At 35.7% G+C, this 25,591-nt stretch carries 23 protein-coding genes; 8 read left to right on the top strand and 15 right to left on the bottom strand.

The window, feature by feature from the left end; all coding sequences use genetic code 11:
* The first annotated feature begins 65 nt into the window (after nt 1-65).
* Nucleotides 66-2,069, top strand: a complete 2,004-nt coding sequence (locus FNOD_RS05585) for a S9 family peptidase (protein WP_011994227.1) — start codon at nt 66-68, stop codon at nt 2,067-2,069.
* A 65-nt stretch (nt 2,070-2,134) separates the two neighbouring features.
* Here the strand turns inward: FNOD_RS05585 and FNOD_RS05580 are convergent, their stop codons facing one another.
* A complete protein-coding gene (locus FNOD_RS05580; RefSeq protein ID WP_011994226.1) occupies nt 2,135-3,418 on the bottom strand; it encodes a Glu/Leu/Phe/Val family dehydrogenase in 1,284 nt (427 codons plus the stop codon).
* A 40-nt stretch (nt 3,419-3,458) separates the two neighbouring features.
* Between FNOD_RS05580 and FNOD_RS05575 the strand changes: the two genes are divergently transcribed.
* The 3 genes from FNOD_RS05575 (at nt 3,459) to FNOD_RS05565 (ending at nt 8,913) form a co-directional block, all read left to right on the top strand.
* A complete protein-coding gene (locus tag FNOD_RS05575; RefSeq protein WP_011994225.1) occupies nt 3,459-5,861 on the top strand; it encodes an Ig-like domain-containing protein in 2,403 nt (800 codons plus the stop codon).
* Nucleotides 5,862-5,878: 17 nt separating this feature from the next.
* Nucleotides 5,879-8,008 (top strand): S8 family serine peptidase, encoded by a 2,130-nt coding sequence (locus FNOD_RS05570; protein ID WP_148202051.1) that lies wholly within the window; start codon nt 5,879-5,881, stop codon nt 8,006-8,008.
* A gap of 194 nt (nt 8,009-8,202) precedes the next feature.
* Nucleotides 8,203-8,913, top strand: coding sequence for a hypothetical protein (locus FNOD_RS05565; RefSeq protein ID WP_011994223.1), 711 nt, complete (start codon nt 8,203-8,205; stop codon nt 8,911-8,913).
* Between the two features lie 67 nt (nt 8,914-8,980).
* On the opposite strand, the gene FNOD_RS05560 is transcribed toward FNOD_RS05565, so the two are convergent.
* From FNOD_RS05560 to FNOD_RS05505, 12 genes are all read right to left on the bottom strand, one after another.
* Nucleotides 8,981-9,622, bottom strand: coding sequence for a single stranded DNA-binding domain-containing protein (locus tag FNOD_RS05560; protein WP_011994222.1), 642 nt, complete (start codon nt 9,620-9,622; stop codon nt 8,981-8,983).
* A 42-nt stretch (nt 9,623-9,664) separates the two neighbouring features.
* Nucleotides 9,665-9,886, bottom strand: a complete 222-nt coding sequence (locus tag FNOD_RS09380; RefSeq protein ID WP_049751016.1) for a hypothetical protein — start codon at nt 9,884-9,886, stop codon at nt 9,665-9,667.
* Nucleotides 9,887-10,090: 204 nt separating this feature from the next.
* Entirely contained in the window at nt 10,091-10,849 is a 759-nt protein-coding gene (locus tag FNOD_RS05550) for an amino acid ABC transporter ATP-binding protein (protein WP_011994221.1), read from the bottom strand.
* Nucleotides 10,846-11,496 (bottom strand): amino acid ABC transporter permease, encoded by a 651-nt coding sequence (locus FNOD_RS05545; protein ID WP_011994220.1) that lies wholly within the window; start codon nt 11,494-11,496, stop codon nt 10,846-10,848. The genes FNOD_RS05550 and FNOD_RS05545 overlap by 4 nt, the downstream gene beginning before the upstream one ends.
* Before the next feature lie 85 nt (nt 11,497-11,581).
* A complete protein-coding gene (locus FNOD_RS05540; protein ID WP_011994219.1) occupies nt 11,582-12,334 on the bottom strand; it encodes a basic amino acid ABC transporter substrate-binding protein in 753 nt (250 codons plus the stop codon).
* Between the two features lie 74 nt (nt 12,335-12,408).
* On the bottom strand, nt 12,409-13,176 hold the full coding sequence (locus FNOD_RS05535; protein ID WP_011994218.1) for a hypothetical protein: 768 nt from the start codon (nt 13,174-13,176) through the stop codon (nt 12,409-12,411).
* A 25-nt stretch (nt 13,177-13,201) separates the two neighbouring features.
* Nucleotides 13,202-15,220: a glycine--tRNA ligase subunit beta gene (glyS, locus tag FNOD_RS05530; protein WP_011994217.1), complete on the bottom strand. Its 2,019-nt coding sequence runs from the start codon at nt 15,218-15,220 to the stop codon at nt 13,202-13,204.
* The gene (locus FNOD_RS05525) at nt 15,217-16,086 is read right to left on the bottom strand and encodes a glycine--tRNA ligase subunit alpha (protein ID WP_011994216.1); all 870 of its coding nucleotides are present in this window, start codon (nt 16,084-16,086) and stop codon (nt 15,217-15,219) included. Before FNOD_RS05525 ends, glyS begins: the two co-directional genes overlap by 4 nt.
* A 33-nt stretch (nt 16,087-16,119) precedes the next feature.
* Nucleotides 16,120-17,004 carry an AEC family transporter gene (locus FNOD_RS05520; RefSeq protein ID WP_011994215.1) on the bottom strand — a complete coding sequence of 295 codons (885 nt, stop codon included), beginning with the start codon at nt 17,002-17,004 and terminating at the stop codon, nt 16,120-16,122.
* 26 nt (nt 17,005-17,030) lie between these two features.
* Nucleotides 17,031-18,446, bottom strand: coding sequence for a hypothetical protein (locus tag FNOD_RS05515; RefSeq protein WP_011994214.1), 1,416 nt, complete (start codon nt 18,444-18,446; stop codon nt 17,031-17,033).
* Nucleotides 18,428-18,655 (bottom strand): hypothetical protein, encoded by a 228-nt coding sequence (locus FNOD_RS05510; RefSeq protein WP_011994213.1) that lies wholly within the window; start codon nt 18,653-18,655, stop codon nt 18,428-18,430. Before FNOD_RS05510 ends, FNOD_RS05515 begins: the two co-directional genes overlap by 19 nt.
* Nucleotides 18,656-18,738: 83 nt before the next feature.
* Nucleotides 18,739-19,491, bottom strand: a complete 753-nt coding sequence (locus FNOD_RS05505) for a C40 family peptidase (protein ID WP_011994212.1) — start codon at nt 19,489-19,491, stop codon at nt 18,739-18,741.
* Nucleotides 19,492-19,600: 109 nt separating this feature from the next.
* Between FNOD_RS05505 and FNOD_RS05500 the strand changes: the two genes are divergently transcribed.
* Both FNOD_RS05500 and FNOD_RS05495 read left to right on the top strand, forming a co-directional pair.
* A complete protein-coding gene (locus FNOD_RS05500) occupies nt 19,601-20,551 on the top strand; it encodes an alpha/beta hydrolase family protein (protein ID WP_011994211.1) in 951 nt (316 codons plus the stop codon).
* Nucleotides 20,545-21,552, top strand: a complete 1,008-nt coding sequence (locus FNOD_RS05495; protein WP_011994210.1) for an alpha/beta hydrolase — start codon at nt 20,545-20,547, stop codon at nt 21,550-21,552. Before FNOD_RS05500 ends, FNOD_RS05495 begins: the two co-directional genes overlap by 7 nt.
* Before the next feature lie 161 nt (nt 21,553-21,713).
* On the opposite strand, the gene pepV is transcribed toward FNOD_RS05495, so the two are convergent.
* Both pepV and FNOD_RS05485 read right to left on the bottom strand, forming a co-directional pair.
* Nucleotides 21,714-23,108, bottom strand: coding sequence for a dipeptidase PepV (pepV, locus tag FNOD_RS05490; protein WP_011994209.1), 1,395 nt, complete (start codon nt 23,106-23,108; stop codon nt 21,714-21,716).
* Between the two features lie 251 nt (nt 23,109-23,359).
* On the bottom strand, nt 23,360-23,653 hold the full coding sequence (locus tag FNOD_RS05485; protein WP_041256924.1) for an extracellular solute-binding protein: 294 nt from the start codon (nt 23,651-23,653) through the stop codon (nt 23,360-23,362).
* A 301-nt stretch (nt 23,654-23,954) separates the two neighbouring features.
* Here FNOD_RS05485 and FNOD_RS05480 point away from each other — a divergent pair, with 301 nt between their 5' ends.
* Together FNOD_RS05480 and FNOD_RS05475 are read left to right on the top strand one after the other, a co-directional pair.
* The gene (locus tag FNOD_RS05480) at nt 23,955-24,779 is read left to right on the top strand and encodes a VIT1/CCC1 transporter family protein (RefSeq protein ID WP_011994207.1); all 825 of its coding nucleotides are present in this window, start codon (nt 23,955-23,957) and stop codon (nt 24,777-24,779) included.
* A 34-nt stretch (nt 24,780-24,813) separates the two neighbouring features.
* Nucleotides 24,814-25,581, top strand: coding sequence for a sulfite exporter TauE/SafE family protein (locus FNOD_RS05475; RefSeq protein ID WP_011994206.1), 768 nt, complete (start codon nt 24,814-24,816; stop codon nt 25,579-25,581).
* Nucleotides 25,582-25,591: the final 10 nt, after the last annotated feature.

Here is a 25,591-nt window from a genome sequence, read left to right as displayed (position 1 = left end):
TAAAATTTAGTATAATAGAAATAATTAACCATTATTGTATTTTATCTTAGATTGGAGGTGTCTTCATGGAAAAACTTACTATATCAGATTTATTAAAGTTCAAATTTGTTTCTAACATCTCGTTCTCACCCAACGGAAAATTAGTCGGCTTTGTCGTCCACACAATGAATGAGGAGGAAAACAATTACACATCAAACATATGGATTTTGGATACCGAAACAGAAAAAATGTTCCAATTAACATCGTTCGGAAAGGAAAAAAGTTTTATATGGCTAAACGATGAGAGTATCTTATTTTCAGAAATTAGGGAAGAAAAAGACAAAAAGAGAATGGAAAATGGCGAAATGTTCACAATATTTTACAAAATTAACGTGAACGGTGGAGAAGCTGAGAAATATTTTGAGGTACCGTTTCTCATTAGAAAAATTGAAAAGTTAAGTGACGAAATGTTCGTTTTACTATCGACTTACAGTAAGTACATACCTGATTTCTCAAATATTGAAGAGAAAGATAAGCAGGAAATTTTAAAGAAATTAAAAGAAGAAAAAGACTACGAGGTGATAGACGAAATACCATTTTGGTCGAATGGAGAAGGTTTTACCAACAAAAAAAGAGCAAGGTTGTATTTGTTTAATTTAAGAGAAAATAAATTCATGCCTATCACTGATGAGCTCACCAATGTTCATCATTTTGATGTAAGTCAAGACAGAAAGAAAATTTTATTTGTCTCAAATAGATACGAAAACAAAATGGAAATAAGAAGTGATTTGTTTTTGTATGATATAGAAAATAATTCTCTTGAAAAATTAACCCATGAAGAACCATTTGAGTATGTTTATGCGTACTTTTTGGATGATTCAATAATATTCGCTGGTAGTAACATGAAAAAATACGGTATAAATGAAAATCCGAAATTTTACCTTTTAGAACTCTCTACAAAAAATGTAAAATTGCTTACTCCAGAATTTGATTTAAGCGTTTGGAATAGCGTTGGTTCTGATTGTAGGTACGGCTCAAACAAAAATGCCGTAGTTGATGGAGAATATCTTTACTTTGTCACAACAGAATGGAATAGTTCTTATTTGAATAAAATAGGGAAAGATGGAAAAATAGAAAAATTGACAAATAAAGGCGGGTCAATTGATGGATTTGACGTAAAGAACGGAAAAATATATTTTGTTGGGTTAAGGGATTATAAACTCCAGGAAGTTTATAAATTGGAACCAGGATGCAATGAAAAACAAATTACCGAATTTAATGAGTGGGTTTTAAAAGAAAGGAAAATTTCCAAGCCAGAAAGATTTACATTTTTCTCTGATGATGGAGTTGAAATAGAAGGTTGGATAATAAAGCCCGTTGATTTCGATAACTCAAAAAAGTATCCAGCAATACTCGATATCCACGGTGGTCCAAAAACAGTATACGGTGAGGTATTTTTCCACGAGATGCAAGTTTGGGCAAATGAAGGATACGTCGTGATGTTTACAAATCCAAGGGGAAGTGACGGACGAGGAAACGAATTTGCTGATATAAGAGGAAAATATGGTACTGTTGACTACGAGGATTTAATGAAATTCGTTGATGAAGCGCTAAAAAGATATCCATTTATCGATAAAGATAAACTAGGAGTAACCGGTGGTTCGTACGGTGGGTATATGACAAATTGGATAATTGGTCACACAGATATATTCAAAGCAGCAGTATCACAAAGAAGTATCGCAAATTGGATTTCAAAATTTGGAACAACAGATATAGGTTACTATTTTGTAGAAGATCAACATTTAGCAAATCCATGGGATAATTTTGAAAAACTTTGGTGGCATTCCCCAATGAAATACGCCAATAAAGTTAAAACACCAACACTCTTTATCCATTCAGATGAGGATTACAGATGTTGGCTCGTTGAAGGTATTCAGATGTTCACCGCGTTAAAATACTTTGGAGTCGATGCTAAATTGGTTATATTCAAAGGAGAAAATCACGAACTTTCTAGGAGTGGTAAACCTAAGCATAGATTGAGAAGATTACAGGAAATAACTGATTGGTTTAACAAGTATTTAAAGTCATAAATATATAAAACGAAAATCCCCAGCGAAAGCTGGGGATTTCATATTACTATTAATTCGGTTAATTATTACATTGGGTAGTATCCTCTTTCTTTGACAGCATTTGCAACTCTGCTTATAGCAACAATATATGCGGCTGTTCTCATGTCTGTATTGTATTTTTCCTTTGTCTTGTAAACTTCCGCAAATGCGTTAACCATCATCTTTGTGAGTTTCTTTCTAACATCGTCAATGTCCCAGAAGAATGTTTGGAGGTCTTGTACCCATTCGAAGTAAGAAACTGTAACACCACCAGCATTTGCAAGAATGTCAGGAACAATAAGAACACCTTTCTTTATTAGTATTTCTTCTGCTTCTGGTGTTGTTGGACCGTTTGCACCTTCAACAATAATCCTTGCCTTTATTTTGTCTGCATTTTGAATTGTAATTGCGTTTTCAAGAGCGGCTGGAACGAGTATGTCAACATCAAGTTCAAGAAGTTCTTCGTTTGTGATTGGTTTTGCTTTTGGATATCCTTTTATAAGTCCTTTGTTGGCATCTCTGTAAGCTATCACATCATTTATGTCAAGTCCATTTTCGTTGTAAATTCCACCACTTACATCGCTAACTGCGACTATCTTGGCGCCAAATTCTTCACTGAGTATCTTTGCACTGTATGAACCAACGTTACCAAAACCTTGAATTGCTACTGTTGCTTTTGATATATCTTTTCCAAGAGCTTTACATGCCTCGTTTGCTACAATGGAAACTCCTCTACCTGTTGCTTCCGGTCTTCCGTCTGAGCCACCAAGGTCAAGTGGTTTACCAGTAACAACACCAAGAGCCGTGTAGCCAACATTCATACTGTATGTATCCATGTACCATGCCATTATCTTCGCGTTCGTGTTTACGTCTGGAGCTGGAATATCTTTTTGTGGTCCAACCATCATCTGAATTTCGGAGAAGAATCTTCTGCTTAGCCTTTCAAGTTCTTTTTCGGAAAGTTTTGTAACGTCTACTCTAACTCCACCCTTACCGCCACCGTATGGAAGGTTCATAACTGCACATTTCCATGTCATCCAGAATGCAAGTGATGCAACTTCGTCAAGATTTGTATCTGGGTGGTATCTTATTCCACCTTTCGCTGGTCCTCTTGCTGTATTGTGTTGTACTCTGTAACCTTCAAATATTTCAACTCTTCCATCATCCATTACTACTGGAAAGTGAACTTCTAAAATCCTTTGTGGCCAGAGTAAGAAATTTCCAATGTTTGGATCTAGGTTCATAAGGTCTGCTGCCTTTAAGAACTGCTTTTGAGCATTTTCGTATAGTGGTCCAAATGGCTTGAGGTTACCCATCTCGCTAATCTTCATCTTTTACACCCTCCTCTATACGAGCGAGGGGGGATATGTTGTGAAAAAGTATTTTTTGCTTAGTTTGATTGTACTGTTAGTTTTGGCTTTTGTGTTTTCATGTACTCCACTTAATAAAGCACCGGTTTGGAAAGATGCTCCTTACGAGATTTCGGGTACTGTTGGTGTGCTACTCGAGTTTGACCTTTCTGACAAAGTTTCAGACCCAGATGGTGATCCTGTGAGTATTACCATAGTCAGAGGAACCGGAGCAACTATTGAGAACGGTGTTTTCAAATTTACACCATCTGAAGCAAAAACTTACACATTCGTTCTTGAAGCATCTGATGGAAAAGGTGGTAAAAACACAGCTACGTTAGTTATAAATGTCTCAATAGTTCCAAACAATGCGCCAGTTTGGAGTGCCTCGAGTTACACAGGAAACGTAAATAAAGGAGAATTATTTATATTTGATTTAAGCGACAAAGTAAATGACCCTGATGGAGATGAAGTAGAAGTAACTATTGAGGGCAATACACGTGGAGCAACTATTGAAGGAAAAGTTTTTAAGTGGAATACTTCAGCTATTACTGAGGGTTCTTACAGCTTCTTACTCAAAGCAAGAGATTCCAAAGGAGCTTTTTCATATGCGACTTTAGAGATTTCTGTTCAACCAGCTGTTATTCCAAACAGACCACCTGTAGTATTACCACTTCAGAATCTCTCAACAAAAGTTGGTAAAGAAGTTTCAATCAACCTTAAAGACTATGTTTCTGATCCGGATGGAGATGCCGTACAAATAACGAAAGTTAGCGGTCCTGGTGCGATTGTTGGAACAAAATATGTTTGGTTCCCAGAAACTTTGATGAATGAAACAAGCGTTACACTCAAATTCTCTGATGGAAAAGGTGGCGAAGTAACAAAAACATTTAAAGTTAGTGCTACTATTCCAGGAACAGGTAATCTTACGATTTACATAACTGATTACAAGAGTGGTCCAGCGACAAGTGGAGCAACCGTGAAATTAATGAAAAATGGTAGCTTGGTAAGTGAACAAACAACAGATTCAAGTGGTAAAGTAGTGTTTAATAACATAACTTTAAATACAACAACTGATTTTGATATAATCATTTCCAAGAATGGGTATGCGAAGACCTATATAGAAGGATTGAGACTTAAAGATGGCGAAACTATAGAATTTGAGACGCAAATGCGCGTTGCAAAATTAGGTCCAACAAGCTCTGATAAACCATTTGAACTTGAATATGTGATATTGGATGAAATGGGAAGAGAATTAGTTGATAATGTTGTAAGTACTGATGGAATAAAGGTTTTAGGTACTGCTACTTCCACCGAATATACGTTTAATCTGTGGTACGTGAAAGTTGGTGGAGTACCAGGTGCAGGAACACTTACTAATCCAAGAGTGATTGGGTACTCACCGGCAATTAGCGCTTTAAGCTCTGTCAAAGAATTTGAAGGAATGGTACCAGTTTACGTTGATCTTTACGATCAAAACGATAATAGATATGAGAAGATAATTTATCTCTATGTTTCAAGAACCCCATCGGTTGCAATAACACCTTATATTGTTGAAAAATATACTAACGCAGTTCCTACTGGATACAATATATTAGCTTACACACGTCGTGGAAAGATAGAATACTATGGTGGTAAAACTCCGAGTCCAACAGTTGCAGATAAAGACCAAAATCTCTATGTGAGAGTATACTGGAGACCATGGTATAGTGCATCGGGAACAACTCAACCGAAGGCTTACAAAATTTACAGATCATTCGATGGAACAATCTTTGAACCTGTAGCGACACTTCCAAATAATGTATATACATACACAGACTATTCAGCAAAACTTGAACCAAATAAAAAAGTTTGGTATGCTGTTTCATCGGTTTATGATGGTTATGAAACTCCTTACAGCGTAGTTGGTAGTGTAATACCGCTTCCAATGTTTGATGTTCAATACATCAGTCCTGTCAATGGCTCGACAAATGTGCCAAGAGATCCAGAATTTAGCTGGCAATTTGTTGGTCCAACTTCAACACCAGAAGGTAATGTTACCTATATATACGATATATGGTTATACGACCTTGTAGTTAACGATTTTTGTTACTACTCTATCTCAAGAGCTCTTGATGGAAGTCCCTCAATCTTTGGAATAACTCCAGCTACTCAAGGCAATACTGTTAGCTTTAAATTCTCAGATTTTACCTCTGAATCTGAAACGTATAGATGGGTTGACTTCGTAGCCGGTACTTGGTATCCATACGATAAATTACAAGCTAACAAAACGTACGAATGGGGTAATGAATTACTTTACGCAAGGGTAATAGACAGTTCTGATAGGACAGTAGCTTACGCAATTCATACTGACAACAATAACTATTTGGGAACAGGTAAGATAGAAACAGACATGTATCACAGATTTGTAACTGGTGAAAATTGAGGAAGGGGGGATAAATGATGAAAAAATCATTACTTTTCGTTAGCATTGCTCTTGTTTTCCTTTTGGTATTCTCCTGTGCTTTAAATAAGCCAGATTCTAATAAATCATTGAAACCGTTTGAACCAGGTTTTGATCCAAGAAATGTTGAAACAACAAAGCCAGATGGATTTAAGATAATTTATGGTGAACTCAAAGAAGGGGAATATACTGAAGGTAAGGTTCTTGTCGGATACACGGATAGAAATGCGGCATTAGAAGTAGCAAAATTGCTCAACGGTAAAATAATCGTTGATTTGCCACAAATTAAGATGGTTTCAGTTAAATTCAACGGGACAGTTGCCGAAGCTTATGAAAAAATAAAAGAAGCAAATATTAAAGGAATTAAATACGTTGAACCAAGCTACAAAAGAGAATTAATAGCACCTACGAAATTAACACCTGATCAGAACATACTTGGAAATAAAGGAAAAGTTTCACCTCTTGCACGTGATTATGGTGAAGAACTATCGAATGAACTATGGGGACTTGAAGCGATGGGAATAACGTCATCACTTTGGAATGAAGCAAGTGGTACAGATATTATCGTTGCTGTTGTGGATACGGGTGTTGATGGAACACATCCAGATCTTGAAGGACAAGTTATTGAAGGATATAGACCATTTATTGGTAAAGTATTACCAGCAGGAACGGATTCATCATATGGTGGAGCGCACGGAACACATGTTGCAGGAACAATCGCAGCGAAGAAAGATGGAAAAGGTATCGTCGGTGTTGCGCCAAATGCAAAAATCATGCCAATAGTTATATTTGATGATCCTGCTCTTGTTGGTGGAAATGGATACGTTGGTGATGATTACGTTGCAGCAGGTATTATTTGGGCGGTTGAGCATGGTGCGAAGGTTATGAACCATTCTTGGGGTGGCTGGGGTTATAGCCATACAATGAAAGCAGCATTTGATTATGCACTTAAGAACAACGTTGTAATGGTTGTTTCGGCTGGAAATGACCATACAGATCAACACCATCATTACCCATCAGGTTATCCTGGCGTTATCCAAGTTGCGGCAGCGGAATACTATGGTGGTAATTACAGGACAGTTTGGTTCTCAAACAGAAGCGATGCAATCACCGTTGCAGCGCCTGGTGTTACTATACTCTCCACAGTTCCAGGAATCAATAGCATTGGTTATGAAGGACATAATAGTAATGTTAGAGTAAGTAATGGAGGAACATATGATTACTACCAAGGCACGTCCATGGCAGCACCGCATGTAACAGGAGCTGTTGCTGTATTACTACAAAAATTCCCGAATGCAAAAGTATGGCAGATAAGAAAATTGCTTGAGCAAACTGCAATGGATATAGATGACGCAGGTTTTGACCACAGTTCAGGTTATGGACTTGCCCAACTTGATGATGCGTTGAATGGAATTCTTCCAACAGATGGAGGAATTAATGAATTAAACATTTTAGTAACAGATGCATATGGTGAATTTGGTGTTCCAACAGTTATGGTTAAAATTGTTAGACCAGATGGTGCTTGCTATTACGCAAAAACGGGTTTAGATGGTTACGCAAGATTCTATCATATTGACAGTATTGATTTTAGTGACCCAGATGTGAAATTAATCGTCGCAGGACCAGACCACTGGGAAAGGTCGCTTGCACCAACTGCTGATGGAAGTTTAATAGGCGCTTGGCAAGTAGCTTTGAGAATGGAAGAAGAAAGAAAAGGAGTTGTAGTTGATCCAGAACCACTTGGTCTTATTTCCGAAGATGCTACAATTACGGCCGTGTTAAGCTCAGAGTTTAAGATTGAGCTTGGAACGAAATTGCCAAATGATGCGATGATAATCATAACTGATCCAATGGCATCATCTGTATATGGAACTTTACCGTATTCAAACAATCCAATAGATCTTTCTGTGCTTTCAGGACAAGTTACCATTGGAGTAATTAAGCTTTTACCACCTTCACAAGATATAACAATTCAAGGTACAGTAACTCTCAACGGAGATGAAATACCAGTGTCTGGAGTTATTAGAGCAGGAAAGACATTTACTGTAGTTGATGACTACGGTGGAATGAATTTTGGTACTGAAACGGAACCATTCTATGCATGGTGGACAGTATTTGGGAAGAAATAATGTGACTCAGAAATAATACTTAAATATTCAAAAATATTCAAAAATCAAAGCCCTCGGGGTAATTCCGAGGGCTTTTTACTTTTTGAATGTTGGAATTTTTGAATTTTTTAAATTGATTTTCGATTGATTGTATATAAACTTTATATTATAATTTTCTTGAAGACTATTTAAAACATTTGGAGGGATGGGATATTATGAAGAGAAGTTTTTGGAGGGTGGTTATTTTTACTTCAACATTGTTTTTATTCATACTTTCAAGTTGTGCTATGCTGGAGTACTATACCACAGCAGGAATGCTTGAGGCGTACGTTCTCAAAGGACTTTTTTTGTCACCTGTTGAAGGCGTTACTGTCGTTGTAAAAAGTAATTGGGGAAGAATAAGGGGAGAGGGAAAGACAGATAGCTCAGGCATCGCTAAAATTGGTACGAATTTGATAAAAGATGGCGAGCAGTTGAATGTGATTGTAAAGAAGGAAAATTACGGAACGGTAGTTTTTCAAGATATCAAATTCAAGGCAAATGATTCTATACAAATTTTTCCATATTTAGAAGAAAGTGTGGCAACACCCACTTACGAAATACCTATAGATATCGATGTCAGACTTTACACAGATAGTACTAAATCTAAATCAGTTGATCCATCTTCCGTTGCAACTGATACTATATATGTAGTTGTTAACGCGAAGCCGAAAGAATTTGATATCAAAAAGATTTACGTGAAAGTCAACGGAACTCCGGGAGTTATTCTTAACTTACCCGCTGATTTATCAAATGAGTACAGTACCAATTTGGAAGACACAATTTCACTCAAAGATTTGCAAGGTGAAATACCGTTGATAGTTGTAGCACAAGATAAAAATAACGATAAGGTGCAGAAAGTAATATATTTGAATATTGTCAAATAGGCTTCAAAGTTAAAAAAAGCAACCCCAGACTTTGAAAGCCTGGGGTTGTTTTTTCTTTTGTATTATTTCATTTCTTAACCACATCTTGCTGGTTTCTTGGAAGTATTTCGAATGTGTCTTTGTACAAGTACATGATACCTGTAACTGAAACTTTATCGCCGACTTTCAAGTCTTTTGTCGATACATTAGCTTCTTTACGTAGGTAAATGAGAATCTCAAAGTATTCTGTTTTGACTGTGAATTGGTATCCTTGTATGCCCGATATCGTTCCTTCAAGGGTAACTAACATGGACATAACAGAGTTAAATGCTTCACCTATTTTTTGTTGTGAGACTTTTCCACCGTTTTGTTCGGCTAACTTGTTGAAGAGTTCATTTAAGTTAACGGGTTTTACTTCAGATTTTCCTATGACTTCAATTTTATCTGGAAGTATCTCCAATATACCGTAGTACAATTTCGTTTTACCAGTTATTTTTATAACATCGCCTAATTTAAGTGTTGGAAGATTTCCGTAAACCATAATTCCCGCGGTTGAATCTTGAATCCATGTTGTCTTGTTCATCAATGCGTTTGGTTCTACTAAAACAACACCCGTTGCTTCAACCGTCTCGCCTTCCTTTAGTTTGTAAATTTGAGCAATCGGGATAACTTCAGAAAATGCACTTACTACCAAAAGTACAAAAAGAGAAATTACTAAGAGTTTTTTCATAACCTATGTCCTCCCCTTCATATTTTGAGAATTTGAGAGTAATTAATTTTCGATAACTATCTCAAAAGGTGCCCTGAGCATTATCGTAGGTTTGCCTTCGTCGTTCCAGAGTTCACCGTAAAATTTTACTTTTTTGTTGTTCAGATCATATAAATTATAGTTATTAAATATGTATCTGTATTCTTCATCCCTTATCTTCACGGTTGCAAAAGTAGATGTTATATGCCATATTCCAGAATATTTATACACATTTTCGACGTTCATATCTAACCATACTATTCTGCCTACGTAATTAGACCAATTTGTGGTGGATGATGTGATAACAGGTGCACTTTCCCATTTTGAAAAGATTCCAAGTTTTTTGTCATATGCGCTTTTGTAGGCATTTATAATCTTTGGAAAAATGAGGAGCGGATGTTTTGTAAAAATTAATCGATTATTTATAGATTTAGGAATAGTATTGTCTGTCTACAAAATTCTTCTTAAGAATTCCTTTGTCCTTGGTTTTTTGGGGTTTTTGAGTATTTCTTCAGGTGTGCCTTCTTCTTCTATCACACCATTGCTTATGAATACTATTCTATCCGCCACTTCCCTTGCAAAGCCCATTTCATGTGTTACAACTAACATTGTCATACCGCTGTTAGCAAGATCTTTCATGACATCTAATACTTCACCGACAAGTTCGGGGTCTAATGCGGATGTTGGTTCGTCGAATAACATGATTTCTGGGTCCATCATAAGTGCCCTTGCAATTGCCACTCTTTGTTTTTGACCACCGGAAAGTTGTTCTGGGTAAGCGTCTATTTTGTCAATTAGTCCAACTCTGTTTAAGAGTACCTTTGCTTTCTCGATAGCTTTACTTTCTGGAATTTTTTTGACTTTCACAGGTGCAAGTATAAGGTTTTGTAATACACTCATGTGCGGGAATAGGTTAAATTGCTGGAAAACCATCCCAATTCTTGTTCTGAGTTGGTTTATGTCGTATTCATCAATGTCTTTGCCATCTAGATATATTTTTCCACCTTGATAGTGTTCTAATTTGTTTATGCACCTTAATAATGTGCTCTTCCCACCACCACTTGGCCCGATGATGACTATTGTTTCTTTTTTCTTAACTTCCATATTTACGCCTTTTAGAACTTCGAGTTTGCCAAAGCGTTTTACTAAGTTTTCTATCTTAATAATTATTTCTTTCCCGTTTGATGTGTTAATCGTTGTGTTGTTCATGCTGTTGCCATCCTCCTTTCGATGTATCTGACAAGTCTTGATATGACAAATGTCATGATGAAGTATATGAAGGCTATACCGAAGTATATGGAGAATGTTTGGAATGTTCTTGATATAACGAATTGTCCACTTCTCATTAATTCAGAAACGCCAATTACAGAAGCAAGCGAGCTGTCTTTTGTGAGTGTTATGAATTCATTTCCAAGAGCTGGGAGTATGTTCCTAAAAGCTTGAGGGAGGATGACGTATCTCATGGCTTGCCAGTGGGTTAATCCAAGTGAACGAGCTGCTTCGTATTGACCTTTGGGGATAGATTGTATTCCTGCCCTAACGATTTCCGCAATGTACGCTCCGCTGTTTAATCCTAAAGCCGTTATTGCTGCAGGATACGGGGCTAATTGTATACCAAGTTGCGGTAAGCCGAAATATACTATGGATATTTGGACAAGTAGAGGTGTGCCTCTCAAAAATTCAACGTATGCAGTACATGGGTAATTGATTAATTTTATTTTTGAGAGTCGCCCCATACCGATAAATGTTCCCAATATAAGACCTATACCGACCGAAAATGCTGTTAACTTGAGTGTTTCCCATGCTCCTAAGAGTAGATATGGAAAATTCTTGAGTAAATCGTTTAGTTCCTCCACAAGCCTTCCCTCCCCAAAAAAGATAAAAAATTAAAAGATAAAAAACGAAATAGCCCCCACAAAATATGGGGGCTATAACCTGTGATTATTCAAACCACTTTTGTAATAATTTGTTGTACTGTCCAGAACCCTTCATTATATCCAATGTCTGGTTAACGAAGTTTAGTAATTCTTTATTTCCTTTTTTAACTGCTATTCCATACGTTTCGCCTGTATCCACAATTGAGCTTATGGAGAATTTAGAAAATTTCTTTACATAGGCTTTTGCTGGTGCTTCATCAAGAACAACCGCGTCAACCCTTCCATTTTGAAGTTCAAGGAACGCGTCTGTGAATTTTTGGAATCTTACAACATTTATGCCGGTGATATCACTTACAACTAAATCGCCTGTTGTACCAAGTTGGACCGCTACTTTTTGGCCAACAAGGTCTTCTAGTTTCTTTGGTTCAAATTTTGAATCTTTCCTAACAACTATCGCTTGGTTTGCTTCAAAGTATGGTTTTGAAAAATCCACAACTTTCGCTCTTTCTTTCGTTATCGTCATTCCGGCAATTGCTAAGTCAATTTTTCCTTGTTGGAGTGCTGGAATCAAACTATCGAATGGTAAACTGACAATTTCCAGTTTTACTCCTAATCTTTTTGCAAGTTCCATAGCTATGTCGATGTCAAAACCCACAACTTGATTTTTTTCGTCAACAAATTCAAATGGTGGAAATGTTGGTTCTGTCCCTACAATTAATTTGCCACGTTGTTTGATTTGAGTTAGTGTTTGAGCAAATGATGTAACTGTGAGAACAACTAATAAAACAGCAATTACCATGGTAAAAAATTTTTTCATACTATCCCCCCTCCTTTAGTTAAAGTGATTATAGTTTTTCGAATTTTTTATGTTAGTTTTGATAGATCAAAAAATTAGAATTGTGCAGAGATGTTCCATGTGATCTGAGATGTTCTAAGGTCATATGTTCCTAAAGCGTTTATAAAGCTTAATATTGCTCCAAGACCTACTTTCCAATTTCCATCAAATCCTTGCGAAACATAGATATATGCAAAATCAGCTGGTAGTGCAAGTTCAAAAGAGTATTTGAAGTTTCCATTCATAAGTTCTGAGATTGTGCCACTGTAAAATCCGAATAAAAAGTATCCAGTATCTTGTGATTGTATAATTAAATTAACTTGTGCGTTAGTCCAATCAAACGATTCATTAAGTTTGAAGTTTCCATTTTCTTTAATAATAAGATCATTTGGAATGTATGAAAGCTCAAATCTTGACCATGAAGGGAATAATATACTAGTTTTTCTAAATCCGCCAAGCCCAAAAGCTATTTTTGGTTCAGAATATGCTGACATATCAGTTAATGAATCGACAGTTGTAGTTGCCTTTGCTGAAATAAAAAATCCACCAAAAGCTATTCCTAAGCCTACATGTACAGTTTCATTAAATTCAAGGTCAGGATATTTTGTAAATGTTCCTATGGAAAAATTGATAGGTCCAAGTCCTAAATGTCCTTCGAGTCCAATTGTGTATTTTCCTTCTTCAGCACTTGGGAAGGTGATAGCTCTTACAAAATATGGTTGATTAACTACTCCACCCGGGTTTTCTACAGATAATGTACCAATGGTAAATGCAAACGATAAGTAAGTTAAAAATAGAATAACTGACGCAACGGTTTTCTTCATAATACTTAACCCTCCTTTTAAAAATTTAGTTTTGTGAATGCTCTATAAGTGTTAAATCCCCAATTTCCATAAATAGCATATCGATATTTTTTAAAAACCCTAGTCTATTCATTCTTAGATCTTCATCTTCGCACATTACAAATACTTTGTCAAAGTATTCATCGATATACGGTCTGAGTTCGATTAATTTCTCAAGCGCGCTTTCAAAATCTAAATGTTTTATCGCATCTAAAACAAAGGGTTTAACTTCTATGTATTTTTGGAATAATTTTTTCTCTGACTCTTCTACAAATTTTGCAGAGTCAAAATGTTCCGATATGTGTTTTTTGGATATGTTGTGTACCCTTTCAAAACCAACTAAAAGATGTTCAAATTCTTCTTTTCCAACGAGTTTGTAAATAGCCTTTGCTGATAGTATACCTCTTAGTGGTTTTTTCCAAAGGTGTTTTACTGCTCTGGCTATGTCATATCTTACATTTGAGTTGTACAATTCAAATCTATTTTCAAAAAATTCTATTAATGTTGTTGGTAATTCTTTACCTAATAGCTCTGCTGCTTTTTCAAGTAATACCTTTAAATCCAAATCCCAAGAAAACTTTTCAATGATTGCAAAAATGTCGTCTGTCTTGCTTCTCAATCCGTAAGGGTCTTTCGAACCGCTTGGTATGTTCCCAATGATGAAATTACCTACTATGGTATCTATTCTATCGGCAATTCCTACTACTGCTCCCTCAACGGTCGATGGATTTGAGCTATAATGCTCTTCAATTCCATATGCAATGTTTTCTGCTTCTCCATCTTTTAACGCATAAATTCTTCCCATAATTCCTTGAAGTTCTGGGAATTCATAGACAACATGCGTTCCAATATCCGCTTTACAAAGCTTTGCTGTCCTTAATATATTATCACTTATTTTCTCTAATTCCAAAATTTCTATTATTTTTTTCGAAAGTTGTTCAATTCTTGATATTTTGTCGTATAGCGTTCCAAGTTCTTTCTGGAATACAATTTCTTTCAATTTCTCGTTAAATGATTCAAGCTTAAAATGAATATCTTTTTCATAATAGTATTTTGCATCTTCGAGCCTTGCGTTGATAACTCTTTCGTAACCTTTTTTAGCGTTTCCAAGTTCATCCATTGGCATATCGATAAAAGCAACAAATGTGTTTGTTATTTTATTGCCACTGTGTACTGTAAATGACCTTTGGTGGTGCTTTATTGTTGTTTTTATCAGTTCCTCTGGCAATGTCAGGTATTTTTCTAAGAATGTTCCTGAAATTAATTTTGGATATTCTGTGAGTATCGCGACTTCTTGGATTAATTCTTCATCTTTATCAATTGTGTAACCATTCTTTTCAAATTCCTCGAGTTGTGACTTTATGAATTTTATTCTGTCTTCGAGTTTTGGTATCACATAGTATTTGCTCAATTTGTCAAAGTAGTCTTGTACCGAATTGACTTCGAAGTATTCATCCATAACAAATCTATGCCCAACTGTTTTATTAGATGATTTTATCTCGAAAATTTCCATTTCAACTATTTTTCCATTTAATAGTGCGAGTACATGGTGTGGTATTCTTACAAATTCGTATTTCCCATCTGCCCACTTCATCGGTTTTCTGAATTTGATTGAAGTTATTATAGATGGGACTGTGGTTTTCAAAAATTCTTCTATTGGAAGACCTTTTTGCGTTTTAGTAATGTACACATAGTTATCTATTATTTTGACTTCTTCAAGTGTTGAATTGTTCGACTTTAAGAAACCAAGCAGTGCTTTTGTTGGTTGGTTGTTTTCGTCAAATGCGATATTCGCAGCTGGTCCCTTTTTTTCGATAACTTTCTCTGGGGTGTTATCTGGTAAACCTTCGATTACAAATCCAAACCTACGTGGTGCTACAAAGATTTGGAATTTTTCGTAATTTATACCTTCAACGCTCAGTGTATTTTGAATTTTATCGGAGAGTTGCTGAATTAATCCATTTATTTCCGTGGTTGGAAGTTCTTCTATGCCAAGTTCAAAGAGAAATTCATTTGGTTTGCTCATTTTTGTTCACCTTCCTTTTCCTGTGTCTCTTGCATTTCAACGAATACTTTCGCACATTTACTCGCCATTGTGCGTATGTCTCTAATGTAAGTTTGCCGTTGGGCGACGCTGATGGCGTTTCTTGCGTCAAGTAAATTGAATGTGTGCGAACATTTCAAAAGTTGTTCGTATGCGGGGAATATCAATCCTTTTTCCGCTAACCTATCGAATTCTTTTCTGTATATTTCGTAAAGCTTGAAGAGAGTTTCTACATCTGCTTCTTCAAAATTGTATATCGAGAACTGTCTTTCATTTTCTTTGAAGAGTTCTCCGTACTTTACATCTTTATTCCACATGACATCGTAAACATTATCGACACCTTGTAAGTACATAGCGATTCTTTCAACACCGTATGTTATTTCAAGTGGTATTTCCTTAAGAGCTATTCCGCCAACTTGTTGGAAGTAGGTGAATTGTGTGATTTCCATTCCATCAAGCCAAACTTCCCACCCGATACCCCAAGCACCAAGAGTTGGAGATTCCCAGTTATCTTCAACAAATCTTATATCATGTTCTTTCGGATTAATACCAAGTGCCTTGAGTGATTCAAGGTAAACTTCTTGAGAATTTTTTGGATGTGGTTTTAATATTACTTGGTATTGATAAAACCTTTGCATTCTATTTGGATTTTCTGCGTATCTGCCATCTGTTGGTCTTCTGCTTGGTTGGACAAATGCAACGTTCCAAGGCCTATTTCTTAGCACACCAAAGAATGTTGATGTATGGAATGTGCCCGCGCCCATTTCCATGTCGTATGGTTGTTCGATAAAACAACCGTAATTCGCCCAGAATTCGTCTAATACTTTTATAACATCTTGTAAGTACATCTCGTCAGTCCTCCTCTCAGTTCTTTTATAATTTTAAAATATTTTTTCTAATACAAAAGCCCATATTGGTAATGTTAATAGAGAAAATAGTGTTGTCAAAGCGACTGTTACTCCAGCTTTTGGTGTATCTTTGTGTTTGAATGTGTTTATAACAACGACGCTGTTCACTCCTATAGGCATAGCGCTTTCAAGGACAAATACTTTCGCTTCAAATGGGTTTAATAGCAACGCGAATAATGTCATTACTAATGGTATGAATATCAATCTTTCAAAACTTAGCAAAACGTAGTCTTTCATGTCATGCCAATCAAATTCTATGCGCGAAATAGATAGCCCTACTTGCAAAAGTAAAAATGGTATAGCCATATCTCTAAGCCAGTTGAAACCCGTTAATATTCCTTGTGGAAGTTGTTTGTATGAAATACCTGCAAAACCTAAGCCCCATCCTAAGAATATCGCATAAATAAATGGGAGTTTCAATGCATTCTTAAGCTCTAATTTTCCACTTATCATGCTTGGTAAGAATGTACTTCCAAATAACACGTTTACAAAAGAATAAACTACACCTAAAGCTAAGGCTTTTTCGCCCCATAGGGCTAATAGTACAGGGTAACCCAAATAACCTGAGTTAACGTAAACATTACCTGTGAAGAATATCTCTTTATGTTCTTTGTGGGCTTTTGATATTAAATACGATATTACGAACATTAAAGCGAATCCAGCCGTGTACCTAAGTAAAACATCGATTTTAGGGATGTAGTCGTTCATGAAAGTGAATGTGATTAATGGTGCCATCAGCCAAGTTGCGATTTTGTTGAATATCCCAATTTCTGAATCTTTAAAGATTTTCCCGTACAAAAATCCAACGAACATTAGTAAGAACGATGGAAGAACCGCATTGAAACCTTCTTTGAGCATTATTTACAACTCCTAAAATAATTGTGTTAGAAATTAAATTCAAAGTTTAATCCAACAACCAAGGAGAAAAATGGTATGTTATTACCAGATACAGGTCTCATAAGTGGTTTTTTAACGTTGTCTGTGGTAACTTCGGTAAGTTCTGATTTGTTCCAGATGTATCCCAAAGATGTATTTAGCCATATGTTCAGCCCATCTAATATTTTGAATGAGTAATTTGCGTTTCCAACAAGTCTGTGCTCAAGAACCGGATCGTCGAGTAAGTGTGTTCCTTCCTTGAATGTTGTCAAATCATTCCAAGGGTTGACTGGGGAGCGTTCGCCTAAAATTACGTATTCTAAAGAAGTTTTCAAATTACTGACAAAGTTTGGAGAGTAATTAATCAAAAAAGCAAGGTTGTTTTCACCGTATTTGTAACCTGCGTAAAGCATTTCTAACGGAAATATCGTATTTGTTCCGTTGTAAGTGAAATAAGGGAAATAGGTGTATCCACAGTACATTTGATTTCCACTTTCCGAAGATGGTTGGAATGTGTATTTCGTCGCTCCAGCGTGGTGTATTTCTATTTTACCTACGTTGGTTGAAAAACTTCCACCAAACGACCATGCGATTTTATCCGGATTTTGGTATGAATCTGGGTGTAAAAATCTGTTCATGTTTATATCGTCGATAAGAATTTGTGTGTAAAGATATTTTTCCTTATCTGAATAATCCCCAAAAAATCCCATTATAAAATTTGATTCACCCAAACCTTCAGGGTACGGTCTACCTGCGCTGTTGACATACTGGATAAAAAATCCTGGAATTGGATTAGCAAAATACTCAAAATCGAAGTTCTTTCCAATGTATACATTTACTTCTTCGTATCCAAATCTAATGTTTGGAAATTTCACAGCGTAAACTTTGTAATTTGCGCTTCGGTATTTTTCTTGTAAGTTCGATGAATTAATCAAATTAATCAGGTTGTTTAATTCTATCCATCTTGTAACGTAAATAAATTTATCATCTTCGTATCTGTATTCAAGAGTGTTTCTTGGATAATTCACAGACGAAACGAAAAGTGAATAAGGTGATTTGACCATATCACCAAGGTGTGTTTTTCCAAAAGATATTTTCGAGTTTCCGAGGTTAAGCGATATCGAGCCATCGTTTATGTAAAAATAAAATCCACCGTAGTAACTTTCGGAAAATGGGTCATTGTAGGCTTTGTTGTTTAAAAATGATACATCTGCGTTGAAGTGGATATTTTCAGATAAATAAGTTAAATTTGAGATGAACTCAAAGTACGTTTTAGGAGTGTTAGAATTATAAAGCGAAAATATGCTATCGCCGTAGTTGTATATAGCCGAAGTTTTTACTTCTAAAGAAAAAACGTTCAGAGATAAGAGTATGATGAGTGCTATAGATAGGATAAGATTTTTATTTATCCTTCTTTTTTCCATATTACGTTCCCCTTGTAAGTTACTAGTTTAACTTCTTCAGGGATTGACACCCCGGCGTTGAAGGCTTGGATTATGACATCTGTAGGTAAAGACGTTTCAAACCATATCTCTTCTATTTTTATTTCTTCCCAACCTCTTTCAGCAAATCTTAAGATAACTTTTTCAACGGCTTTTCTGTATTTTTCTATATCAAGTTCGTATTTGCCCATCTTTATCCCTCCAATTACCATTTTATTTTATAACACTTATGATTTTACCATATATTCTATGATACGTTAATTGTTTTATTTAATTATCCAGTTATTCTCCCGATTTTACGGATTTTGCTTTTCAGATAACTCCCGTAATTTTCTCTATCCAAATCGGTTATATTTACGCACATATCATGACCGTTTGCGTGGATTATTTTGTTATTTCCGATGTACATCATAACATGACCTTCCATAAATAATAAGTCTCCCGGTTTGGGAGTTTCAACTGATTGTAAACTTTTCTCTTGTTGATTAGCGTCCCTTGGAAGAATTATGTCAATTACATCGTATACTCTATTTACAAAACCTGAGCAATCAAAACCATACGATGATGTGCCTCCCCAAAGATACGGTACTCCTAAGAATTGTATGGCGATTTCCATAGGCTCAGTTGATTTATAGAATGGTGTATCGACGAGTTTATAAACATTACCGTTTGGTAAGTAAAATTCAGTATATTCTGAAGAACTGTTAGTGTACAATCTGCTACCGAATGGCAAGAGGTACTCTATGGCTCCATAGCTTTTACAAAATGGCACGGAGATTTTTACCTCGTTTAATTTTGAGAAATCTTTGTATTCTTTTTCATCCAATATGAATAATGTATGTTTGTTTACGTATCCGCAGTAATTTAGTCTAATGTCGCAGGCGTAGATATAGTCGTTTTGTTTGATATTGTCGTTTTCATCTTTTATTAAAACTACTTCACCAAACACCAATTGATGAATTCGTTCACTTCTGAATTTCGGTTCGGAACGCATATCGGAGACAGGATACTTTACGATTCCGTACATTGTCTTAAGCCTCCTTAAGCATTGTTATGAATTTCAATATATTTTACCACATTTTAAATGATATAATTGGATGAGAAATAGATAGAAATAGATTTTTGGAGGGTATTAGATGAATAAAAAGAACATATTGTGGAGTGTAAAAAGCAAGTTGATTTTATTCTTTAAGATGTTATTTTACATATTTTCTATATTTTTGGCTTTTTGGAATTTTTCTATTTTTGTTTTCATAATCTTTTTGGTGAATATTCCAATCCTTAGAAAATCTATTTTCGGCAGGTTACCTAATGATCCAAAAACGCCTACTTGGAAGTATGCAGAATCTGTAAGGTATACAGAAAAAAACTCGCTTGATATATTTTATCCAGACCTTGAGAGACTCAATTTGACAAAGTTTAAAGGTATAGTAGTCTTTGCCCACGGTGGTGGGTGGATTAGTGGATATCGCAGACAGCCCAATAATCTTTCATGGTACAGGTATCTTGTTAGCAAGGGATTTATTGTGGCTACAATAGATTATACGCGCGGTTATAAGGCTGGTATTGAAAAACTTATAGATGAACTTATAGAAGCGGTTGATTTTGTCATGAAAAAGTTTGAAAATCAGCATAAGATAGCTCTTATGGGACTTTCGGCTGGAGGTCATCTCGCGCTTCTCACAGCGTCACGCATTCCGGAAAAAATAGAAAGGGTAGTATCTTACTATGCGCCATGTGATTTGTTAGATATTTGGGAATCACCTTCTTTATTCGCAAGGTTTGCTTCTGCGACAACGTTGAAGCGATTACCGAGAAAATCGAAAGAGGTATATGAAAAATATTCGCCTGTAAATAATATTCCTGATAATTTTCCAAAAACACTCTTAGTCCATGGATTAAGAGATACTGTTGTACCTTATGTTTCCTCAGTTAAAATGTTTAAAAAGCTAAGAGAAAAAAAGATACCTTCCAAACTTTTGCTCCATCCATATGGTAGTCATGGATTCGAATTTGTTTTGAGAGATGAAAAGACGTTAGATATGATTGAAAAAACTGCTATGTTTTTGGAGGGAGATGTATGGTAAGTTTTGAATATGCGGGTAAAGTAGAAGAATTTACCCAAGGATATATATTAAAAGCTAAAAAATTCAGAGGTTCATACGTAAGATTTAAGACACTTTACCCAGAACCGATAAAAGGTACTGAAATAGTTGAATATTACTTATTTGATCCAAAGGACGAACCTGTTGGGATATTATTTATACTCCATGGACTTGGAACTTCGAATATACCATTCTTGCTTTGGATGGCAACGCATTTGGCAAATGCTGGAGTTAGGGTGGTTGTACCTATACTACCTGGCAATTTTACGCGAGTTGCACACGGTTCAGTAAGTGGAAAAGATTTCTTCGATTCAGATGTGGAAAGGGCGACTAAATTCTGGGAACAATCTGTCGTTGATGTTTTAACGATAATCGACCATGTCAAAAGTCAACGTCTATGGATTGATAACGCTTATCTATTTGGTTTTTGTTTGGGCGGAATGATTTCTGTTATGATTAACGCTATCAGAGATGAATTCAAAAAGACGATACTTATGACCGTTGGTGGTGAGATGTCGACTTTAATGTGGCATTCACCTACGCTTGCGTTTTTTAGAAGAAGTGTTGAAAAATTGAAAGAAACGGGAAAGATAAAACACTTCATTGAAGACCAAAAGAAAATGAAGGAAATCTTCGAAGAACAATTGAAAAGTTTAAAGAGTTTTAAAAGCGTTCAAGAAATGCAAAATAGCGATATACATCCATATTTAAAATTAGATCCAATTGCGTATGCTCAGTTTGTTGATACTAAAAAAATTATATTTGTTGAAGCTCTTTTTGATAAAGCCTTACCGCTGAGAAGCAGGAAGTTACTATGGTATGCGCTTGGTAAACCAAAAAGGTACATAATTCCAAGCGGGCACGTAACGTGGTTACCTCTTCAATTCTTCATCGCAAGGTTTATACTTATGAATATGGGCATTAGGGAATTCAAGAAGCAAATGGAAATTTTAAGGAAGATAGAGCTTGAAGAAAAGAAATAAAAGAAATACTAATATCCGGGCCAACCAAAGTCAACACTTCCGCCAAATTCAAATTGAAGTTTTTTACATAAATAAACACTAAAATAGCACAATTTTTAGAAGAAAAACAGGGGATAAATCCATAATCCCCTGTTTGTTTTTCGATATGTCGATGTTTTATCTTATTCTGTGAGCCATCTGTATATTAATTTGGTGTATATTCTAATGAATTTTTTGAAAGATTCTAATGACCAATTTTCATTTGGTTCATGCATGTGTGTTTCTTCGCCTGGGAAAACAGCACCATAGGCTACTCCGTAAGGTACACTTCTTGCGTATGTGCCACCGCCTATAGCAAGTGGTTGTGTTTCGTCTTTGGTTTCTGAATAGTATATTTCCATAAGTGTTTTAACTAAGTCGCTGTCTTTTGATACGTAAAGCGGTTTGCTGTAACTCATCTGTTCAACTTCAAATCCTTTCATTGCTTCTTTGATTTGGAGTGTTATCATGTCTACGTTAAAGAATATTGGATGCCTTATATTTATTATTGCTTCGATTTTTCCATTTTCTAATTTCAGTACTCCGAGGTTGCACGTTAGTTTTCTACTTACGTCATCCTGACCTGAGATACCAAGTCCTATTCCGTAATAATCTTTTCCAAGCTTTTCGTAAAGCATCCTTATTGTCTCTGTCTCAGGACCTAAATCCAGCCTCGACAGTAATTCCAACATACCACCTGCAGCGTTTAATCCAGCTTCTGGGTGTGCACCGTGCGCAGATTTCCCAAGCGATTTTATGGTTATTTTATTTCCATCAATTGAATATTCATATCTGCAGGCGCTTTTGTAATTTTCCACAACATATGCTATTTCCTTAACTTTGTCACTTTCGATAACGGCAATGCATTCTTCTGGTACAACATTTGCCGCTGTTCCAGCTTTAAGTTCAACGATTTTTGTGCTGTAATTCTGAGACATGTTTTTGCTTATTTTATAAGTCACTATACCTTTTTCTGCAAAAACAAGCGGGAAATCACCATCAGGAGTTACTGCGGCATCAGGATAAGGTTCTTTCGTAAAGTAGTATTTCAAACATTTGGAACCATTTTCTTCGTTTGTCCCGAATATTATTCTTACTCTATTTTTTGGTTTATCAACCAATTCAGAAGCTATCTTCAAAGCAAATAGTGCACCTATACTTGGCCCTTTGTCGTCTGAAACTCCCCTTGCGTACATCTTCCCATCTCTAATTGATAATTTGTATGGATCTGTTTCCCATCTTTCTAAATCTCCTTCAGGTACAACATCTAAATGACCAAGCACGGCGTAGTATTTTCCATCTTTCGAACCATATTCAACGTGTCCTGCGTAGTTGTCTACATTTACCGGTTCAAAACCAAGTTCTTTCGCAATCTCTAATGTCTCTTCCAAAGCTTTTGCCGGTCCTTCGCCAAATGGCATTCCTTCCTTCGGCTCTCCCATTACAGACCTAATAGCGATAACCCTATCAAGTGCCTTTAAAATACTATCAAAGTGCTTATCTACTAATTCTTTGATTTTTCCATCGATGTTTTCCATTTATTAGCCCTCCTTTTCATGTATGTGCCTTATAGATTTTACACGGTTTTACACAAGTATTATTATAAATCTTAAATCAATTTAAAACAAAATGATTTTTAAAATCATTAGTCTATGTTTTTGGTTTTAATTTATATTTTTCGCTTACTTATTCAATTATAATAAAAAAACCACACAATTACAAATATTGTGTGGGAATGGTGTGATACTACAAAGATAACACAAATATGGGCAAGAGACTAGACGACTTATTAGCGTTTTGCCACACTTTCTCTTTCTATAAAAGGCTCATCAACAGTTACTAAGTCATAGTCTGTCTTATCTGGCGCTACACTCACACCAATTTTTTGGAGCAAATTTCCGGATGGAATTAATTCAAGTACAACCTTTATACCTGTGGCTTTCTCGAACTCAGGCAATCCCTCTTTAAGTGCTTGTGTCAGTGCGTCATCCCAAGCAAGAACTTTGATGGTTGTATTGTACGGCGCACCAAAAACCAAAATCGCCATAAGGGCAGCGACAAGCAGAAAAACCGTTCTCTTCATATTCATGTTCCACCCTTGAAAAAGTTTTTGTTACCACATATGTGGTAACGTTATCACAATTTAACCACATTAGCGTAGAAAAAACGAAATTATTTTATTGTTATTTTTTGATTTATGAACTCAATAACGAGTAAAGAATTATATAATCTTTTGAATTTTGCCGAATATCTCAAAAAAATGTGGTAACGTTAAACATATTATCGTAAGAACAGCTTAATTCACGAATATAATATGTTATAATTTAATTGGCCTGATTAATTTATCCGGTTATTGAAATTTATCTGTGAAAGGGGGAAGAACATTGTTTGGGTTTTTTTCAAGACGTAAAACACGTGTTGAAAAGGCAAGAGAAGCCTTTTTTAAAGGTGATTTGGAAACACATAAAAAATTACATTCACCTGATGAAATAGGCAAAGAACCTTGGCATAAAACAGAGCAGGGTAAGTACATAGGTCAAGCAGTTTATGGTGCAAGTGATGGTATTGTAACAACCTTTGCAGCTATCTCTGGTGTTGCCGGTGCGAATTTAAGTCCAAAGGTCGCTCTTATCGTTGGTTTGGCTAATTTATTTGCTGATGGTATTTCTATGGCAATTGGAGATTACTTGTCAGAAAAATCGGAGAAAGATTACTTAGCAGCTGAAAGGGAAAGGGAAAGATGGGAAGTTGAACATATGCCTGAGGCCGAAAAGCATGAAATAAGAGAAATATACAAAAGAAAAGGGCTTTCTGGCGAAAAATTAGATAAACTTGTCGATGCGATTACAAGCGACAAAGATTTATGGGTAGAAACGATGTTACACGAAGAACTTGGGTTGTTTGAAGATGATTCTTCGCCTCTAAAAAGTGCTTTAGTTACATTTTTCGCATTCATAATTGCCGGATTTATGCCACTTATAGCCTATGTATTTGCTTCACAATGGAATTTTCTTGCAAACAATCAATTTTTGATATCGTGTATAATTACAGGTATAACGTTATTCGCGGTTGGTGCCCTTAGGCAGATAGTTACAGGTGTTAAGTGGTTTATCGGTGGATTTGAGATGCTTATGATAGGCGGCCTATCTGCTACTGTTGCATATTTGATTGGGTGGATTCTAAAAGCTGTTTTTAATATTGTAGTTTGATTTCTTGATGTTATACAAAAGAAGGTGAATTATTTTGCAATTTACTTTAATTGATAAATTTATACTTTTTCCACTGATTTTTTTGGCTGGATTTGTAGATTCAATAGCTGGTGGTGGAGGTTTAATCTCCCTGCCAGCTTATCTTTTCATTGGTGTTCCAAGTCATTATGCTTTAGGCACCAACAAACTTTCTTCTACTATTGGTACAATATTTAGTACACTAAGGTATGCAAAAGGTAGGGCGATAATTTACTCTGTAGGGTTACCATCCGTTGTCGGTTCTCTGATTGGTTCGTATATTGGTGCAAAACTCGCGTTACTTTTATCTCCAGATAGGTTGAAAATAATATTGACTATTTTAATACCTTTGGCGGCTTTATTTGTATTTTTTGGGCGAAAAAATGAACAATCAGTTGAAAAACAAATCAATTTCAAAAGTGTTAGAACTTATATAATGTCTTTTCTAATAGGCTTATCAATTGGAACATACGATGGTTTTTTTGGACCTGGGACGGGTACTTTTCTTATAATTTTGTACGTTTCAATATTGTCAATAGACCATGTATCTGCTTCTGGAACGGCAAAGATTGTAAATCTGGCTTCAAATATAGGGGCTCTTGTAACATTTATTTTTGGCGGTAAAGTGATTTATTCACTTGGACTTCCGGCTGCTTTATTTGGTATAGTTGGTAATTGGCTTGGTTCTGGTCTTGCGCTTAAGAAAGGTTCGAAGGTTATAAAACCGATAATGTTGGCAGTACTGGTAATTTTATTCGTAAGAATTATCGCTGATATGATTTGATATTTATTTT

The sequence above is a fragment of the Fervidobacterium nodosum Rt17-B1 genome (assembly GCF_000017545.1).
Taxonomy (GTDB): Bacteria; Thermotogota; Thermotogae; order Thermotogales; family Fervidobacteriaceae; genus Fervidobacterium; species Fervidobacterium nodosum.
Note: the sequence above shows the minus strand (reverse complement) of the source record. Positions and strands in the feature narration are given on the sequence as shown.